Source organism: Knoellia aerolata DSM 18566 (assembly GCF_000768695.1).
GTDB lineage: Bacteria > Actinomycetota > Actinomycetes > Actinomycetales > Dermatophilaceae > Knoellia > Knoellia aerolata.
Genome location: NZ_AVPL01000048.1, coordinates 1 through 17,568, shown reverse-complemented (window position 1 = coordinate 17,568; position 17,568 = coordinate 1). Strand labels below are relative to the sequence as shown.

At 72.6% G+C, this 17,568-nt stretch carries 15 protein-coding genes; all 15 read right to left on the bottom strand.

The features are described 5' to 3' along the window. Window positions 1-130: 130 nt before the first annotated feature. Window positions 131-1,501: a DivIVA domain-containing protein gene (locus N801_RS14610; RefSeq protein ID WP_035939340.1), complete on the bottom strand. Its 1,371-nt coding sequence runs from the start codon at window positions 1,499-1,501 to the stop codon at window positions 131-133. A 68-nt stretch (window positions 1,502-1,569) separates the two neighbouring features. Continuing rightward, entirely contained in the window at window positions 1,570-1,845 is a 276-nt protein-coding gene (locus tag N801_RS14605; protein ID WP_035939338.1) for a YggT family protein, read from the bottom strand. A gap of 45 nt (window positions 1,846-1,890) precedes the next feature. Next, window positions 1,891-2,370 carry a cell division protein SepF gene (locus tag N801_RS14600; protein WP_035939335.1) on the bottom strand — a complete coding sequence of 160 codons (480 nt, stop codon included), beginning with the start codon at window positions 2,368-2,370 and terminating at the stop codon, window positions 1,891-1,893. A gap of 54 nt (window positions 2,371-2,424) precedes the next feature. Further along, a complete protein-coding gene (locus tag N801_RS14595; RefSeq protein ID WP_035939334.1) occupies window positions 2,425-3,123 on the bottom strand; it encodes a YggS family pyridoxal phosphate-dependent enzyme in 699 nt (232 codons plus the stop codon). Further along, window positions 3,120-3,842 carry a peptidoglycan editing factor PgeF gene (gene pgeF, locus N801_RS14590; protein ID WP_035939332.1) on the bottom strand — a complete coding sequence of 241 codons (723 nt, stop codon included), beginning with the start codon at window positions 3,840-3,842 and terminating at the stop codon, window positions 3,120-3,122. Before pgeF ends, N801_RS14595 begins: the two co-directional genes overlap by 4 nt. Before the next feature lie 72 nt (window positions 3,843-3,914). Then, window positions 3,915-5,156, bottom strand: a complete 1,242-nt coding sequence (gene ftsZ / locus N801_RS14585) for a cell division protein FtsZ (RefSeq protein ID WP_035939329.1) — start codon at window positions 5,154-5,156, stop codon at window positions 3,915-3,917. Window positions 5,157-5,603: 447 nt separating this feature from the next. Further along, entirely contained in the window at window positions 5,604-6,341 is a 738-nt protein-coding gene (locus N801_RS14580) for a cell division protein FtsQ/DivIB (RefSeq protein WP_245618467.1), read from the bottom strand. Window positions 6,342-6,346: 5 nt separating this feature from the next. Further along, window positions 6,347-7,804: a UDP-N-acetylmuramate--L-alanine ligase gene (gene murC, locus N801_RS14575; protein WP_035939326.1), complete on the bottom strand. Its 1,458-nt coding sequence runs from the start codon at window positions 7,802-7,804 to the stop codon at window positions 6,347-6,349. Window positions 7,805-7,806: 2 nt separating this feature from the next. Then, a complete protein-coding gene (murG, locus tag N801_RS14570) occupies window positions 7,807-8,910 on the bottom strand; it encodes an undecaprenyldiphospho-muramoylpentapeptide beta-N-acetylglucosaminyltransferase (protein WP_035939324.1) in 1,104 nt (367 codons plus the stop codon). Then, complete coding sequence (gene ftsW / locus N801_RS14565) at window positions 8,907-10,157, bottom strand: putative lipid II flippase FtsW (RefSeq protein ID WP_035939322.1); 1,251 nt, start codon at window positions 10,155-10,157, stop codon at window positions 8,907-8,909. The genes murG and ftsW overlap by 4 nt, the downstream gene beginning before the upstream one ends. Window positions 10,158-10,160: 3 nt before the next feature. Next, entirely contained in the window at window positions 10,161-11,660 is a 1,500-nt protein-coding gene (murD, locus tag N801_RS14560; protein ID WP_035939320.1) for a UDP-N-acetylmuramoyl-L-alanine--D-glutamate ligase, read from the bottom strand. Further along, the gene (gene mraY / locus N801_RS14555; RefSeq protein WP_035939319.1) at window positions 11,657-12,739 is read right to left on the bottom strand and encodes a phospho-N-acetylmuramoyl-pentapeptide-transferase; all 1,083 of its coding nucleotides are present in this window, start codon (window positions 12,737-12,739) and stop codon (window positions 11,657-11,659) included. The genes murD and mraY overlap by 4 nt, the downstream gene beginning before the upstream one ends. Next, window positions 12,736-14,142, bottom strand: coding sequence for a UDP-N-acetylmuramoyl-tripeptide--D-alanyl-D-alanine ligase (locus tag N801_RS14550; protein ID WP_035939317.1), 1,407 nt, complete (start codon window positions 14,140-14,142; stop codon window positions 12,736-12,738). Before N801_RS14550 ends, mraY begins: the two co-directional genes overlap by 4 nt. Beyond that, window positions 14,139-15,665 (bottom strand): UDP-N-acetylmuramoyl-L-alanyl-D-glutamate--2,6-diaminopimelate ligase, encoded by a 1,527-nt coding sequence (locus tag N801_RS14545; protein WP_084109021.1) that lies wholly within the window; start codon window positions 15,663-15,665, stop codon window positions 14,139-14,141. The genes N801_RS14550 and N801_RS14545 overlap by 4 nt, the downstream gene beginning before the upstream one ends. An 11-nt stretch (window positions 15,666-15,676) precedes the next feature. Continuing rightward, the coding region (locus N801_RS14540) for a peptidoglycan D,D-transpeptidase FtsI family protein (protein ID WP_245618465.1) at window positions 15,677-17,568 on the bottom strand (1,892 nt) is incomplete at its 5' end.

The following is a 17,568-nucleotide window of genomic DNA, read 5'->3' as shown; positions in this document are numbered from 1 at the left end:
GACCTGCCGACCACAACGCCAAACGCCGGATGACCTGCCACGCCGCCCCCACGGCATACGCAGGGAGGGGACGCCGCAGGGCACCCGGGTGACCCCGGGTGCCCTGCGTACGTGCTCGGTCGATGACCGGTCAGGTGGCCTGCTGGGACGACTCCTCGATCTCGGCGTCCACCGCGGTCTGGTCGAGCTCCGCGAGCTGGCTCTCGATGTAGCTCTTGAGCCGGGCCCGGTAGTCCCGCTCGAAGCCGCGCAGCTGCTCGATCTTGCGCTCGAGGACCGTGCGCTGCTCGGACAGCTCCTGGAGGATGGCGGCCTTGCGCTGCTGCGCCTCGTGCACCATCCCGGTGGAGCGCTCACGCGCCTCGGTGAGGAGCTCCTCGCGCTTGGCGTTGGCCTCGGCCAGCATCGCGTCGTGCTGCGTCTGTGCCGACGTCACGAGCTCCTCGTGCTGGGCCCGGGCGGTGCTCACCAGCTCGTCGTGCTGGGCCTGCGCGGAGCTGACCAGCTCGTCGTGGCGTGCCTGCCCGGTGCTGACCAGCTCGTGGTGACGGGACTCGGCCGAGCCCACGAGCTCGTCGTGACGTGCCTGCGCCTCACGCACGAGCTCGTCGCGGCGGCTCTCGCCGGCGGAGACGTGCTCGTCGTGCAGGCGCTGCGCGAGGGCGAGGACCCCGGCTGCGGAGCCGGCACCCATCACGCCGGCGCCGGCGAGGGCCGCCGTGTCGGACCCCTCGGACGGCTGGGCCTGCTGCGTGCTGTGGGCGATGCGCTCGGCAGCCTCGGACTCCGCCTGCTCGGCCTCGTGCAGGGCCTTCTGGATGCGGCTCTGCGCCTCGCGCTCGGCCTCCTCGACGCGGGCACTCAGGGTGGCGAGCTGCTCGTCGGCGTCGCTGCGGGCCCGGTCGCTCGACGCCTGGGCGTCCTGGTCGTCCTGGGCGGACGCCGCGTCGCGCTCGGCGCGCTCACGGTCCCGCTCCGCGGCGATCGAGTCACGCTCACCGATGAGGCTCTCGCGCTCCCCGGCGAGGGAGTCCCGCTCGGCGGCGAGGGAGTCACGCTCGCCCTGGAGGTCGGCGAGCCGGCTCTCGGACTCGGCGAGCTGGGCCTCGAGCTCCTTGACCCGGTTCTCGAGGTCGGTGGCGCGGGCCGAGACGTCGGAGTCGTCCTCGTCCCGTGCGGCGTCACCTCGGCCCTCGAGCTCCTCGAGCTCGCGCACGCGCGCCTCGAGCTCGGAGTTGCGGCCCTCGAGCGTGGCGATCTCGGCGGAACGGTCGGCGGCGCCGGCGGCGGGCACCGGCATCGCGGCGGTGACGGGCTCGAGGCCACGGCCCTCGCGGCAGTCGTTGAGCTGCTGACGGATCTCGTCGTCGGCCTTGGTCATCCGACGCATCTCGGCGACGATGTCATCGAGGAAGTCGTCCACCTCGCGCTCGTCGTAGCCGCGGCGGAACTGGGTGGTCGTGAACGTCTTGTTGAGGACGTCCTCGGGCGACAACGCCATGTCAACTCCTCTGTGTGGATCGGTTCAGCGCGCCCTGGCAGGGAGACGCAGGTGCTCAGCGATCCAGCCTAGAGGATGGCGAGGAGCAGGTAGAGACCGAGGACCAGCACGAGGAAGCCGAGGTCGATCGACGCAGCGCCGAGACGGATCGGCGGGATGACCTTGCGCAGCGCGTTGAGTGGCGGGTCGGTGAGCGTGTAGATCGCCTCGGCGATGACGAGCATGACACCGCGGGGCCGCCAGTCCCGGGCGAAGACCCGGATCCAGTCGAGGATGAGGCGCCCGAAGACCACCATGAGGTACAGCCAGACGATCAGCGCGAGCAGGGCCTTCACGGTGTCCATGGCGACAGTGTGCGCGAACGGGCTGTGGCCGTGGGGACGTGGGTGTCAGCTCTGGTTGAACAGGGTCTTGCCGGGGACGACGGCGGACTCCTCGGCGTTGACCTCGACGGTCGACGGCGAGAGCAGGAAGACCTTGGCGGTGACGCGCTCGATGGCGCCGTGCAGGCCGAACACGAGGCCGGCGGCGAAGTCGACGAGGCGCTTGGCGTCGGCGTCGTCCATGTCGGTGAGGTTCATGATGACCGGGGTGCCCTCGCGGAAGTTCTCCCCGATGGTCTTGGCCTCGTTGTAGGTGCGCGGGTGGATCGTCGTGATCCGCGAGATGCCGGAGGCCTCCTGGGTGCGCACGACGGAGGCCACGCTGCGACGGTTGCTCAGGGGGGTCACCTCGGCGGAGCGCTCGCGCGGCTCGTCCGCCTCGACGCCCTCGTCGGTGTCGTACTCGTCATAGGCCTCGTCGTAGTAACGGGCCTCGTCCTCGGCGAGGCCGAGGTAGACCATCGTCTTGCGCAGCGCGCCAGCCATGAGTACTCCTAGTACGAATCGGCGACCGGGGTGGCCGTCTGTCCGACATTGAAGTTACCCAAGTGACGGACGAGTTCCGAGGATTGCGGTCCCGACACGCAGGTGAGTCGCTCCCTCGGCGACGGCGTCCTCGAGGTCGCCGCTCATCCCGGCGGAGACCCACGTCGCGTCCGGATGTGCGTCGCGGATGCCGTCCGCGACCTCGCGCAGCCGCGCGAACGCCGCGCGCGGCTCACCCTCGCGCGGCGCCACGGCCATGACGCCGCGCAGGTCGAGGTGCGCCGACTCCCCGACGAGGTCGGCCACCGCGGGGACGTCGTCGGGGACCGCTCCCCCGCGACCGGCCTCGCCGTCGAGCGCCACCTGGACGAGGACGTCCAGGCGCCGGCCGACCCGCTCGGCCGCACGGTCGAGCGCCCTGACGATCTTGGCGCGGTCGACGGACTGGACGACGTCGGCGTACGCCGCGACGTGCGCCACCTTGTTGGACTGGAGCTGCCCGATGAAGTGGACGGTGACGGCTTCGCGCCGCGCGATCTCGTCGACCTTGGCCCGGGCCTCCTGGTCCTTGTTCTCACCGATGTGACGGACGCCGAGGTCGACGAGGAGGTCGATGTCGCTCGCGGGGAAGTACTTCGTCACGACGACGAGCTCGACCCCGGACGCGGAGCGCCCGGCGGCGGCCGCCGCCGCGCCGATCCGGTCGTGGACGGCGGCGAGGTTCGCGGCCAGCTCGTCGCGGCGGGTGCTCACGGGGCCGTCCGGACGATGAGCCCGGCGAAGCGGCCAGTGGTCCCGTCGCGGCGGTAGGAGTAGAGCGAGGGCTCCTCGCGGGCGCAGCCCCCCACCCAGGTGACGTCGTCGACCCCGGCGGCTCGCAGCTGGGCGACGACGCCGGACGCGACGTCGATCGCGGGCGTCCCGGTCCACGTGACCGACCGCGACTCAGGGCTGACCGCGGCGGCCTCCTCACGCATGGCGAGCGGCACCTCGTAGCAGCGACCGCACACGCTGGGGCCGACCACGGCGCGGATGCGGGAGGCACCGACGTCGCGCATCGCCGAGACCGCCCTCGGGACGACCTGCTTGGTCATCCCGGGTCGGCCGGCGTGGACGGCCCCGATGACACCGGCGCCCTCGTCGGACAGGAGCACCGGGGTGCAGTCGGCGACGAGCACGGCGAGGGCCAGGCCGGGCTCGGCGGTGACGACCCCGTCGACGGCGAGCGGTTCCGCGGGCCGCTCGGACACCACTGCGACGTCGGCACCGTGGCACTGGTCCATGAGGACGAGTCGCTCGAGCGTGACACCGAGCTCGGCGACGACGCGAGCCCGGTTCTCCCGCACCGCTTCCGGCGCGTCCCCGACGTGCCCTCCCAGGTTGAGACCGGCATACGGGGGGAGACTCACCCCACCGGAGCGGTCGGTGAACGCCCGGCGGATGCCGGCCACGTCGTCACGCCAGAAGAACACGCGTCCACCGTAGACGCGCCGAGGGCGACCGGTGTGACCGGTCGCCCTCGGCGTCTCTGGAGCGTCAGTGCCTCACTTGAGGAAGTCGGGCACGTCCAGGTCGTCGCCGTCGTCGAAGGTGACGGTGCGCGGCGGGGTCGGGCGCTGCTCCGAGTCGGGGCTGCCGTTGCTCGCGGCGCTGGGGAGGCCGTGGTGGTTCTCGCCGGCGGCCACCGGGACGGCCTGGCGGACCGGCTCGGGCTGGTGGATGGTCCGCTGGGGCTGGCGGTCGCCACCCGGTGCGGCCTGGGCCTGGCTGGCCGCCTGCTGCGCCTTGCTCGGGCCCTGGATGCTGCCGATGTGGCGCTCGTCGGGCCGCTTGACGGGGGTGCCCCCGTCGAAGCCGGCCGCGATGACCGTGACCCGCACCTCGTCGCCGAGCGCGTCGTCGATGACCGCGCCGAAGATGATGTTGGCCTCCGGGTGGGCGGCCTCCTGGACGAGCCGGGCGGCCTCGTTGATCTCGAAGAGACCGAGGTCGCTGCCACCCTGGATGGAGAGCAGCACACCGTGGGCTCCGTCGATGCTCGCCTCGAGCAGCGGGCTCGAGATGGCGAGCTCGGCGGCCTGGACCGCACGGTCCTCACCGCGGGCCGAGCCGATGCCCATGAGGGCCGAGCCGGCGCCCTGCATGACGGACTTGACGTCGGCGAAGTCGAGGTTGATCAGACCCGGCGTCGTGATGAGGTCGGTGATGCCCTGGACACCGGAGAGCAGGACCTGGTCGGCGCTGCGGAACGCGTCCAGCATCGAGACGGCGCGGTCGCTGATGGAGAGCAGCCGGTCGTTGGGGATGACGATGAGGGTGTCGACCTCCTCGCGCAGGCCGGCGATGCCGGTCTCGGCCTGGTTGGCGCGACGACGACCCTCGAAGGTGAAGGGGCGGGTCACGACGCCGATGGTGAGGGCGCCGAGGCCGCGGGCGATGCGGGCGACGACCGGCGCGCCACCGGTGCCGGTGCCACCACCCTCGCCGGCGGTGACGAAGACCATGTCGGCCCCCTTGAGGACCTCCTCGATCTCCTCGGCGTGGTCCTCGGCGGCCTTCTTGCCGACCTCGGGGTCGGCGCCGGCGCCGAGCCCGCGGGTGAGCTCGCGGCCGACGTCGAGCTTGACGTCGGCGTCGCTCATGAGGAGCGCCTGCGCGTCGGTGTTGATCGCGATGAACTCGACACCCTTGAGGCCGACCTCGATCATGCGGTTGATGGCGTTGACACCACCACCACCGATGCCGACGACCTTGATGACGGCCAAGTAGTTCTGTGGTGCTGCCACGATGTGGGCCTTCCCTGAGTGGTTCGTTGTTTCTGGTGTCACGTGCTGGTGCTGCCGTGTCTGGTGGGGTCGCGACCCGCTGCTGCTCCGGGTAGAAGTCTTGACCTCATGTCAAGAGTCACAGTTTGGTCACGAGCCGATGAGGCGACGCTAGGCGTCGGCAGGGCCTGTTGCAACGAGGCCGTGGGCGTGTCGCCGTCCGGTCCCGGCGATTCTTCCCCACGCTCGCCCCAGACGTCACACCGGTCCCATCCGCCCCCTCGACCTCCACCTCAACTTTCGCCTCCCATGCCGCGGGCTGGGCACCTCGACCCCGACTTATTGCGCATTCCGTCCCCCGACGTGCGACTGATGGCGCGAAACGGCCGGCAGGGCCGGCCGAAACGCGCCATCAGTCCGGCGCGCTGGGTCGGAATGCGCAATAAGTCGGGGTCGCCAGGGGGCGGGTCAGCGGGTGACGGGGGTGTCGGGGGCGCTGACGTCGATGACGGCGGGCTTCGTGGGCAGCAGTGCCTGGAGGATCTGCAGCTTGCGCTGCGCGGCGTCGGCGCCTCCCCAGACGACGTCGACCCCGCCGAGGGTGAACGACACGAGGTTGGCCGTGCTCACCTCGATGGCGCTCACCTGACCGGCCAGCGACGGCGGGAGGGTGGCGACGACCGACAGGGCGGCCTCGAGGGCCTCCTGGGTCGTGCCCTTGGTCGAGGCCGCCGTGACGACGGGGATGCCCGCCGGCGGCACGGTGACGGTGTCGTAGGAGACCCCTGTCGAATCCACAACCTCAAGTTTACCCTGAGGGTTCTTGAGCACGAGAGCGGGCTGACGGGCGACGGTGCGGACGAGCAGCGTGGACGGCCAGCCCCGCTCGACGGAGACCTCGGCGATGGTGCGACGGGTCCGCACCCGTTGCTCGACGGCCTCGAGGTCGACCCGCGCCAGGGGGGTGCCCTCCGCGACGCCGACGAGTCCGGCGACCGCCGTCCGGTCGGCGCCGGTGACACCCGAGACCTGCACCGAGCGCACGGCGAGCATCGGGCTCCAGAAGGTCAGCCAGAGCAGGGCCGCGACGACGGCGAGGGCCGCGGCGGTCCACAGGACCCGACGCCACGGTCGACGGCGGTGCTCGAGGGCACGCTCCCGGAAGCGGGGGTCGGCCGCGGCGAACCGCCGGTTGGAGACGCTCACGCCACTCACCTCTCCCCCGCCGCACGCAGCGCGTCGAGGACGAGGCCCGCGAGCTCGGTGACGTCTCCGGCGCCCACGGTGAGGACGAGGTCGCCCGGCGCCGCGGTCGCGGCCAGCGCGGCCGCCGCGGCCGCGAAGGTGCCCCCGACGGTGACCGTCCGCGACCCCGGGAGGTCGCGCAGCGGACCGGCGACCAGCTCGCTGGTGATGCCCTCCATCGGCTGCTCGCGGGCGCCGTACACGTCGAGCAGCAGAACCGTGTCGGCCGGCGCGAGGCCGGCCGCGAAGCCGTCGGCGAAGTCCCGAGTGCGTGAGTACAGGTGCGGCTGGAAGGCGACGTGCAGCCGACCGCCGCGGCGGGCGGCGATGTCGGCGGCGGTCCCGACCACGGCCGCCACCTTGCCCGGGTTGTGCGCGTAGTCGTCGACGACCGTGACGCCACCCACCTCTCCGCGCACCTCGAACCGTCGGCGGGCGCCGTCGAAGCCGGCGAGCCCGTCGAGGACGAGCAGGGGGTCGGCGTCGAAGCCGGCGGTGGCCGCGAGGTAGGCCGCGGCGGCGTTGAGGGCGTTGTGCCGCCCCGGCGTCGCGAGGCGCATCGGCGCCGTCCCGCCTCCCGGCAGGTGCAGGACCGACGTCGTGCCGATGCCCTCGTCGTCGGCCCGGTGGTCCGAGAGGCGGAGGTCCGCGGACTCGTCGAAGCCGTAGGTGAGCACCCGCGTGCCCCGCTCCACCGCGACGCCGGCGAGCCTGCGGGACCCCGCGTCGTCGGCGCAGGCGACGAGCAGTCCCCCGGTGCGCAGGGACGCGGCGAACTCGGCATAGGCGGCCTCGACCTCGGCGAAGGTGCCGTAGAAGTCGAGGTGGTCGGGCTGGACGTTGGTCACCACCGCGACCTCGGGCCGGTAGACGAGGAACGAGCCGTCGCTCTCGTCGGCCTCGACCACGAAGAGGTCGCCTCCGGTCCAGGCCGCGTTGGTGCCCTGGCCGGTGAGCTCCCCGCCGGAGGCGAACGAGGGGTCGAGCCCCGCCGCCTGGAGGGCCACGGTGAGCATGGAGGTCGTCGTCGTCTTGCCGTTCGCCCCGGCGACGGCCGCCGGGCGGGAGTCGGTCATCGTCGCCGCCAGCCCCTGCGCCCGGTGGAGCACGAGGCACCCGGCCGCGCGCGCGGCCGCGAGCTCCACGTTGGTCTCGGGGATCGCCGAGGAGATGACGACGGTGTCGGCGCCCGCGACGTTGGCGGCGTCGTGACCGACGACCACCCGGGCACCGAGCCCGCGCAGCGTCTCGAGGACGGGGCTGTCCCTGCCGTCGGACCCGCTGACCTCGACACCGCGGGCGAGCATCACCCGGGCGACGGCGGACATGCCGGAGCCGCCGATGGCGATGAAGTGGACCCGGCCCAGCGTCTCGAGCCCCGGGACCTCGTGGGAGAAGTCGAACCGGGGGTTGCGGCTCGTCACGGTCAGCCCTTCCCGGCGGCGTCGACGACGAGGTCGGCGAGCAGCTCGTCCCCGTCGCGCTCCCCCACCGAGGCGGCGGCCTTCGCCATCTCGGCGAGCCCGTTCGCGTCACGCAGCAGGGGCATGAGGGTGGTCTCGACCCAGCCGGGCGTGAGGTCGGAGTCCTCGACGACGAGCCCACCGCCGGCGTCGACGACCCCGCGCGCGTTGAGACGCTGCTCGCCGTTGCCGACGGGAAGCGGGACGTAGGCCGCGGGCAGACCGACCGCGGTCAGCTCGCAGACGGTGTTGGCGCCGGAGCGCGCGACGACGATGTCGGCCGCCGCGTAGGCGAGCTCCATCCGATCGGCGTAGGGGACGACGACGTAGGGCGCTCCCGGGACGTCGTCGACCGGGAACTCCTTGCCGACACCGGTCACGTGGAGGACCTGGACGCCCTCGGCCCGCAGCGAGCCCATGGCCCCACGGAAGGCGTCGTTGATGCGCTGGGCACCGAGCGAGCCACCGGTGACGAGGACCGTCGGCCACTGGGGGTCGAGGCCGAAGTGGGCCAGGGCCTCCGCGCGGCGCGCCTTGCGGTCGAGCAGGGCGATCTCGCGGCGCAACGGCATCCCCGTGACGACCGCCCCGCGCAGCGGGGTGTCGGCGAAGGTGACGGCGACATGGGTCGCGAACCGCGACCCGAGCCGGTTGGCCAGCCCCGGCCGGGCGTTCTGCTCGTGGATGACGACGGGTATGCCGCGTCGCCGCGCCGCGAGGTAGGCCGGCGTCGAGACGTACCCACCGAAACCGACGACGACCTTGGCGTCCGCCCTGGCGATCGCGGCGTCGGCGGCGTCGATGGCCCGCCGCATCGACGTGGGAAGGCGCAGCAGGGCGGTCGAGGGCCGCCGCGGCATGGGGACCTTGGGGACGACCTCGAGGTCGTAGCCCCGTGCGGGGACGAGGCGGGCCTCGAGCCCCTCCTCGGTGCCGAGGGCGACGATCCGCACGTCGGGCTCGCGCCGGCGCAGGCAGTCGGCGAGGGCGAGCAGCGGCGAGACGTGGCCGGCCGTGCCGCCGCCGGCGAGCAGGACGGACCCGATCCTGGCCGCGGTGTCACTCATGACCGGGACCTTCGCATCGGGAGCACCGCGAACGAGCGGCGGAGCAGCGACGGGCGCGCGGCGAGGGCCTTGGCGCAGCCCGGCTCGGAGCGGGCGAACGAGAGGAGGATGCCGAGCGCGAGCATCGTCGTCACGAGCGAGGACCCACCCGACGACACGAGCGGCAACGGCACCCCGATGACGGGGAGCAGTCCGATGACGGCGCCGACGTTGATCATCGCCTGGACGACGATCCAGCTCATGATGCCCGCCGTCGCGATGCGCACGAAGAAGTCGGAGCTGCGCATGACGAGCCGGTAGCAGGCCAGGGCGAGGACGACGAAGAGGACGAGCACCATGATCGTGCCCGGCAGGCCGAGCTCCTCACCGATGATCGCGAAGATGAAGTCGTTGTGCGGCTCCGAGAGCCACTGCCACTTCTCGCGCGACCCGCCGAGCCCGAGGCCGGTCCACCCGCCGTCGGCGAGGGCGTAGCGGCCGTGGATGGGCTGGCGGGCGATGCCGGTGGGGTCGGTGTCGCGGCCCAGCCAGACGTCGAAGCGCCCGAGCCGGTTGGGGCTGGTGACGACGAACGCGGCCGCCACGGCGGCGCCGCCGGCCGCGGCGAGGGCGAACCACCGGCCGGGCACCCCGGCGGTGTAGAGGACGCCACCGACGATCGCCGACATGACGAGCGCGGTGCCGAGGTCGTGCCCGAGCAGGACCAGCCCGATGGCGACGACGGCGATGGGGAAGACGAAGGGGACGAGGGCGTGCCCGAGCCGCCCGAGCTGCTTGCGCTTGGCCGAGAGGACGAGACCGCCGCTGAGCGCGAGGGCGACCTTGAGCAGCTCGGAGGGCTGCATCGTGATGACCTTGAAGTCGAGCCAGTTGCGGTTGCCCTGGACGTCGATGCCGAGGGGGGTGAAGACGAGCAGCTGCAGGGCCAGGGCGGCCCCGAGGAGCGGAAGGGCGAGCCTCTTCCACGTCGCCACGGACAGCCGGGACGCGACGAGCAGCGCGATCGCGCCGATGACGGCGAACTGGAGCTGGCTGAAGAAGATCGAGTACGCCGAGCCCGAGTCGGTCTCGTTGAGGGAGGTCACGGCGGAGGCCGAGAGCACCATGATGAGGCCGAAGCCGACGAGGACGGTGGTGACGCCGACGAGGACGTAGTACGTCGTCACCGGCCGGTCGAGTCGCTCCAGCCACTCCGGGACGAACGCGGTGCCGCGCTCCTCCTTGACTGGGCGGGTCGTGCTACTCACTGGCTACTCCCCCGACGCGGCGCGGCGGAGCACCGCCTCGGCGAAGGCGTCTCCGCGTGCGCCGTAGTTGACGAACATGTCCATGGACGCGGCCGCCGGAGCGAGCAGCACGACGTCGCCCGGCAGGGCGAGCGACGCGGCCTCGGAGACGACACGATCCATGGCTCCAGTGTCCGTGTCCCCCACGTCGACCACGGGGATGTCGGGCGCGTGTCGGGCGAGCGCCTCGGCGATCGCGGCGCGGTCGCGCCCGAGGAGGACGACGCCGCGCAGCCGACCGGCCGCGGAACGCACGAGGTCGTCGACGTCGGCGCCCTTGAGCAGCCCGCCGGCGACCCAGACGACGTGCTCGTAGGCCGCGAGCGAGGCTGCCGCTGCGTGCGGGTTGGTGGCCTTGGAGTCGTCGACGAAGCGGACCTCGTCCACGGTCGCGACGTGCGCGATGCGGTGGGCCTCGGGTCGGAACGCCCGCAGCCCCTGGCGCACCGCGCCCGGCTCGACGCCGTGGGCCCGGGCCAGGGCAGCGGCGGCGAGGGCGTTGGCGACGAGGTGAGGAGCCACGTCGGGCGCGTCACCGCGCAGGTCCCCGAGCGAGGCCAGCTCGGCGGCGGCGTGCCGGCGCTGCTCGACGAAGGCGCGGTCGGCGAGGACCTCGCCGACGACGCCGAGCATCGACGGGGCCGGGGTGCCGAGGGTGAAGCCGATCGCCCGGCACCCCTCCTGGACGTCGGCCTCCTCGACGAGGGCCCGGGTCTGCGGGTCGTCGACGTTGTAGACGCAGGCGATCTCGGTGCCCTCGTAGACCTTGCCCTTGGCGGCGAGGTAGGCGTCGTAGTCGCCGTGCCAGTCCACGTGGTCCGGCGCGACGTTGAGCACCGCCGAGGCCTGCGGCCGGATCGAGCTCGACCAGTGCAGCTGGAAGCTCGACAGCTCGACCGCGATGGCGTCGTACGGCTCGGGGTCCATGACCGCCTCGAGGATCGGCGTGCCGACGTTGCCGGCGCTGACCGCCCGCTCGCCGGCGGCGCGCAGGATCGACGTGAGCATCTGGACGGTCGTCGTCTTGCCGTTGGTCCCGGTGACCGTGAGCCACGGCGCCGCGCCCTCGAGCGGGCGCATCCGCCAGGCGAGCTCGACCTCGCCCCAGATCGGGACCCCGGCCTCGGCGGCGGCAGCGAGCAGCGGCTGGGTCGGCGCCCAGCCCGGGGAGGTGACGACGAGGTCGACGGGGTCGGACGGCATACGGGAGACGTGGTCGGGACCGAAGCGCAGCTCGGCGTCGAGGATCTCGAGGATCCGGGCACGCTCCGACATCTCCGGCGTGGCGTCGACGGCCGAGCCGTCGACGACGACGACGTGGGCACCGCGCTCCAGCAGGGCGTCGGCGGCGGCGAACCCACTGACCCCGAGCCCGGCGACGAGCACGCGGAGGCCGGCCCAGTCGGACTCGCGGTGGGTGAGCCCTGCGAGCCGCTGGAGCCGGTCGGGCTGGCTCGCGCTCATACCGCCCCCACGACCCACTCGGCGTAGAACAGGCCCAGGCCCAGCGCGACGAAGAGCCCCGCGATGATCCAGAACCGGATGACGATGGTGACCTCCTGCCACCCGAGGAGCTCGAAGTGGTGCTGCAGCGGGGCCATCCGGAAGACGCGCCTGCCGGTGGACTTGAACGACGCGACCTGGATGATCACCGAGAGCGTGATGGTGACGAAGAGGCCGCCGATGATGACGACGAGGAACTCGGTGCGGGTGACGATCGCGAGCCCGGCGAGCGCACCGCCGAGCGCCAGCGAGCCGGTGTCCCCCATGAAGATCTTGGCCGGTGAGCCGTTCCACCAGAGGAACCCGAAGCACGCGCCCATGACCGAGGCGGCGACGATGGCGATGTCGAGCGGGTCGCGCACCTCGTAGCACTTGATGCCGGGGTTGGTCTGGCAGTTCTGGTTGAACTGCCAGATGCCGATGAGGACGTATGCCGCGAACGTCATGACCGACGCCCCGGTCGCCAGGCCGTCAAGGCCGTCGGTGAGGTTCACGCCGTTGCTCGTGCCCGCGATGATGACGTTGGCGAAGAGGATGAACAGCAGGACGCCGACGATCGTGCCCGCGAAGGCGAGGTCGAGGTTGGTGTCGCGGACGAACGAGATCTTGGTGGAGGCGGGGGTCCGGCCCGAGTCGTTGGGGAAGCGCAGCGCGAGGACCGCGAAGATCGTCGCGACGAGGGTCTGCCCGAAGAGCTTCTCCTTGGACCGGAGGCCGAGGCTGCGCTGCTTGCTGATCTTGATGTAGTCGTCGAGGAAGCCCACGAGCCCGAGGCCGGCCATGAGGAAGAGCACGAGCACGCCGCTCCAGCTCGGCGTCGACCAGAAGACGAGGTGCGCCATCGCGTAGGCGACGAGGGTCGCGGCGACGATGACCGCACCGCCCATGGTGGGCGTGCCGCGCTTGGTGTGGTGCGAGGTCGGGCCGTCGTCCCGGATGAACTGTCCGTAGCCCTGGCGCACGAGCCACTTGATGAACATCGGGGTGCAGAACAGTGCGACGACGAGGCTGACCACCGCGGCGACGAGCACGGCCTTCACTGGTGGTCCTCCTGCGGGTCGTGGTCAGTCGTGGTCAGTCGGTCTCCGAGCCACCGTAGACCTGCGTCACGGCTGGACTTGAACAACACGACGTCGGGCGGGGCGAGTTCTTCGCGCAGCAGGGCCTCGGCCGCGTCCGCGTCCTCGACCCACCGGATCCGGGTCCCGCGGGCGGGGGCGATGTCGGCCATCGGGCGGGCGGTCTCGCCGACGACGACGAGCTCGGCGACCCCCCGTCGCTGCGCCTCGCCGCCGATGTCCGCGTGCTCGGCGTCGGACTCGTCGCCGAGCTCGAGCATGGAGCCGAGGACGGCCCAGGTGCGACGGCCCTCCCCCATCGACTCGAGGGCGGCGAGGGCGGCGCGCATCGAGTCGGGGTTGGCGTTGTAGGCGTCGTTGACGACGGTCACCCCGTCGGCGCGCTCGGTGACCTCCATCCGCCAGCGGCTGACGACGTCGGCCCCGGCGACGGTGCTCGCGGCCTGCTCGAGGGGGATGCCGCACTCGAGGGCGACGGCGAGGACGGCCAGCGCGTTGCCGACGTGGTGCCGGCCCACGAGCCGCAGGGCGATCGTGGCCTCGCCCTGCGGGGAGACGACCCGGAAGGACGCCCGGCCGTCGGGTCCGACGGCGACGGCTTCCGCTCGGACGGTGGCGTCGGCGTCCTCGCCGACGAGGACGACACGGGCGTCGGTCCGGCCGGCCATGGCGCGCACCGCGGGGTCGTCGGCGTTGAGGACCGCGACGCCGTCGGCGGGCAAGGCCTCGACGAGCTCGGCCTTGGCGCGGGCGATGGCGTCGCGCGAGCCGAACTCACCCACGTGCGCGGTGCCGACGTTGAGGACGACGCCGATGCGGGGCGGTGCGATGCGGGTGAGGTAGGCCACGTGCCCGATCCCGCGGGCCCCCATCTCGACGACGAGGAAGCGGGTGTCGTCGGTGACCCGGGTGACGGTGAGCGGCACACCGACCTCGGAGTTGTACGACCCCACCGGCGCGATGGTGGGGGCGGCCGCGCCGAGCACGGTGCCGAGGAGGTCCTTGGTGCTCGTCTTGCCGGACGAGCCGGTGATCCCGATGACGGTGAGGTCCGTGGCACGGTCGAGGACCGCACGGGAGAGGGCGACGAACGCCTCCTGGACGTCGTCGACGACGACGCACGGCAGCTCCTCGACCGGACGGCTGGTCAGCGCGGCGACGGCGCCGCGGTCCCGGGCGCCCCCGACGAAGCGGTGTCCGTCCATCGACTCGCCGATCCGGGCGACGTACAGGCTGCCGGCCTCCGCCTCGCGGGAGTCGGTGACGACGGCGCCGGTGACGACCGGGACGTGCCCGTCGGCGGGCAGGGCGTGCAGCGTCCCGCCGGTGAGGTCGGCGATCTCGGCCAGGGTGAGGGCGATCACGGTGCCGCCGCCTCGAGCGCGGCGCGGAGCACGTCCCGGTCGTCGAAGGGGTGGACGACGCCGGCGACCTCCTGGCCGGTCTCGTGGCCCTTGCCGACGACGGCGACGACCGAGCCGGGTCCGCCCTCGCGGGCGAGCCGGACTCCCTCGCGGATCGCCTGGGCGCGACCGTCGACCTCGACGAGCCGGGCGTGCGAGTCGTACGACCGGGCACCCTCGATGACGGCGGCCCGGATGGCCGACGGCTCCTCGCTGCGCGGGTTGTCGTCGGTGACGACGACGACGTCGGCCAGCCCCGCGGCGGCACGGCCCATGCCGTGGCGCTTGCCCCGGTCACGGTCCCCCCCGGCCCCGAGCACGACGACGAGCCGGCCCTTGGTGCTCGGGCGCAGGGCCGCGAGAGCGGCCTCCACGGCGTCCGGCGTGTGCGCGTAGTCGACGACGGCGAGCAGGTCCTCATCGTGCGGGGCAGTGACCTTCTCCATGCGGCCGGGAACGTGCGGGTCGGTGAGGATCGCCCGGCTCACGGCGTCGGTCTCCTCGCCGAGCAGCAGCAGCGCGACGGCGGCCATGGCGGTGTTGGCGACGTTGAAGTCGCCGGGGAGGGCGGAGCGCAGGTCGAGCTCGAGGTCGCGTCCGCGCAGGGAGAACCGCGTGGGGTCCTCCGTGCCCACGGTGACGACCCAGTCGGCCTGCTGCCCGGGCGCCGTCGTCAGCGTGGTCACGGGGACCCCCGACTGCTCGGCGAGGCGGCGACCCCACACGTCGTCGACGCACACGAGCGCGCGCTGCGACCGGAGCGGCGTGAAGAGCTGGGCCTTCGCGGAGAAGTAGTCCTCCATGTCGGCGTGGAAGTCGAGGTGGTCCTGGGAGAGGTTGGTGAAGAGCGCGAGGTCGAAGACGACGCCGTCGACGCGGTGCTGGCTCAGCGCGTGGCTCGAGACCTCCATGACGCACGTGTCGGTGTCGCGCTCCTCCATCACCGCGAGGATCGCGTGCAGGTCGGACGCCTCGGGCGTGGTGCGCACGCTCTTGATCCGCTCGTCGCCGATGCGGGTCTCGACCGTGCCGATCAGCCCGGTCCGGTGCCCGAGCGCCTCGAGCGCGCTCGCGACGAGGTAGGCCGTCGTCGTCTTGCCGTTGGTCCCCGTGATCCCGACCATCGTCAGCGTCTGGCCGGTCGTCCCGTAGACGTGGGCCGCGACGGCCCCGAGGACCGAGCGGGGGTCCGCGACGACGACGGCCGGGAGGTCGACCCCGTCAGCGCGCATCCGCTGAAGGCCGTCCGGGTCGGTGAGCACGGCCGATGCCCCGGCGGCAGCGGCCTGGCCCGCGAAGTCGGCGCCGTGCGCGCGGGCCCCGGGCAGGGCGGCATACAGGTCGCCGTGCTGGACGGCGCGGGAGTCGAGGGTGACGCCCGTGACGCTCCCGGCGTCCGCCAGGTCGTCGACGGATGCGCCGACGAGCAGCGCGAGGTCACGGATGCTCGAGCTGTCACGGGAGGCGGGTCGGGGTGCGGACACGACCAGTCAGACTACTTGCCGCTGCCGCGAGGCTTGTCCTGCAGTGTGTCGGGGTCGCTCTTGGCCACGTCGGGGTCGACCGCCAGCGTGATGGCCGCCTTGGTCGTCCCGGTGGGCGGGATCTTGAGCTCCTGCAGGGCGTAGGTCATGACGTCCTGGAAGACCGGGCCGGCGACGGTGCCGCCGTAGATGCTGGCGCTGGGCCGCTGGAGGATGACGGCCACGACGAGCTCGGGGTCGTCGGCCGGGGCGTAGCCGATGAAGCTGGCCGTCTTGCCGCTGTACCGGCCGAGCTTGGCGTCGTAGAAGTCGGCGGTCCCCGTCTTGCCGGCGACGCGGTAGCCCGGGATCTGCGCCTGGGGTGCGGTGCCCTCCTTGGACACCACGCCCTCGAGCATGGCGTTGACCTTGGTGGCGGTGTCGACCGACACGACACGGGTGCCCGCCGCGGGTGGGGCCTTGACGTACGTCCCGTGGGAGTCGGTCGTGCCGTCGACCAGGGACGGGCTCACCCGCAGGCCGCCGTTGGCGATGGTCTGGAAGACCGACGCGGCCTGGATCGCGGTCACGGACAGGCCCTGTCCGAACATCACGGTGGACCGCTGGGTGCCGCTCCACTTGTCGGCGGGGGCGAGCAGACCCTTGGACTCGCCCGGGAAGCCCATGCCGGACTTCGACCCGAGGCCGAACTTGCGGTAGTACTCCTCGAGCCGCTTGGGCTCGAGGGTCTCACCGACGAGGATCGTCCCGATGTTGCTCGACTCGGCGAGCGTCCCCGCGACCGTGCGGTAGAGCGTCGGGTGGTCGTGGCTGTCCTTGAAGGACGCGTCGAAGCGCTGCATCCGGTTGGGGATGATGACGGGCTGGTCGGGAGTGACCGTCTTGTCCTCGAGGGCGGCCGCGACCGTCATGACCTTGGCGGTCGAGCCGGGCTCGAAGACGTCGCTGACCGCCTTGTTGACGAGGCTGCCCTTGGCCCGGCCGATGTCGTTGGGGTCGTAGGTCGGGTAGGACGCGAGGGCGAGGACCTTGCCCGTCTTGGCGTTCATGACGACGGCCGTGCCCGACTGCGCACCCATCTCGGACATGCGCTGGGCCAGGGCGTTCTGGGCGTACCACTGGATGTTGGAGTTGACCGTGAGGGTGACGTCCTGGCCGTCGACCGCCTTGGCGCCGCCCTGGCGCCCGCCGGGGATCTTCGAGCCGTCCGGCGCCTTCTCGAACACCGAGTAGCCGGCCCTGCCCTTGAGTGCCTTGTCCATCATCGACTCGAGGCCGCCACCGGCCTCGCCGTCGTTCGTGACGTAGCCGACGAGGGACGCGGAGGCGGGGCCCTGGGGGTAGACGCGCTCCGGCACCGACTCGGCGGAGTCCTTGTAGATGCCGGGGATCCCCAGCTTGGCGATCTTGCGCCACGTCAGGGGGCTGACCTTGCGGTCGAGCACCTGGTAGCGCCCGGTCCGGGTGAGCAGCGGCCGGAGGTCGGCGGCGCTCTTCCCGAGCAGCGGGCCCAGCGCGGCGGCGGCGGCGTCCACGGCGGCCGCCGTGGTCGCCGGCTCGCACGTCTTCTTGTTCTTCTGCTGGTAGGTGCAGACCGCCGTGGGATCGGCCACGACGGTCTCGCGGGCGCGGCTGGAGGCGAGCACGACGCCGTCCGAGGAGGTGATCTTGCCGCGGAGCGCGGGGATGACGACCTTCTCGGTGCGCTGCTCGAGGGCCTCGGCGGCGACCGCCGAGGAGTCGAAGCCCTGGATGCGCAGCAGCTGGGCGGCGAAGATGCTGAAGACGAAGAGGACCGCGACGGTGAGCCCGCGCATGCGGCGGCGGGGGTTGCCCGGGGTCTGCGCGGCCGGGCGGCGCGCCGGGGGGCGTCGCGGTGGACCGGAGCCGCCGGCCCTCCTCG

Coding starts and splice junctions, on each gene's coding strand:
- N801_RS14610 (WP_035939340.1), bottom strand. CDS start 1,501: ATGGCGTTGTCGCCCGAGGACGTCCTCAACAAGACGTTCACGACCACC.
- murG (WP_035939324.1), bottom strand. CDS start 8,910: ATGAGTGACACCGCGGCCAGGATCGGGTCCGTCCTGCTCGCCGGCGGC.
- N801_RS14605 (WP_035939338.1), bottom strand. CDS start 1,845: ATGGACACCGTGAAGGCCCTGCTCGCGCTGATCGTCTGGCTGTACCTC.
- N801_RS14600 (WP_035939335.1), bottom strand. CDS start 2,370: ATGGCTGGCGCGCTGCGCAAGACGATGGTCTACCTCGGCCTCGCCGAG.
- murD (WP_035939320.1), bottom strand. CDS start 11,660: ATGAGCGCGAGCCAGCCCGACCGGCTCCAGCGGCTCGCAGGGCTCACC.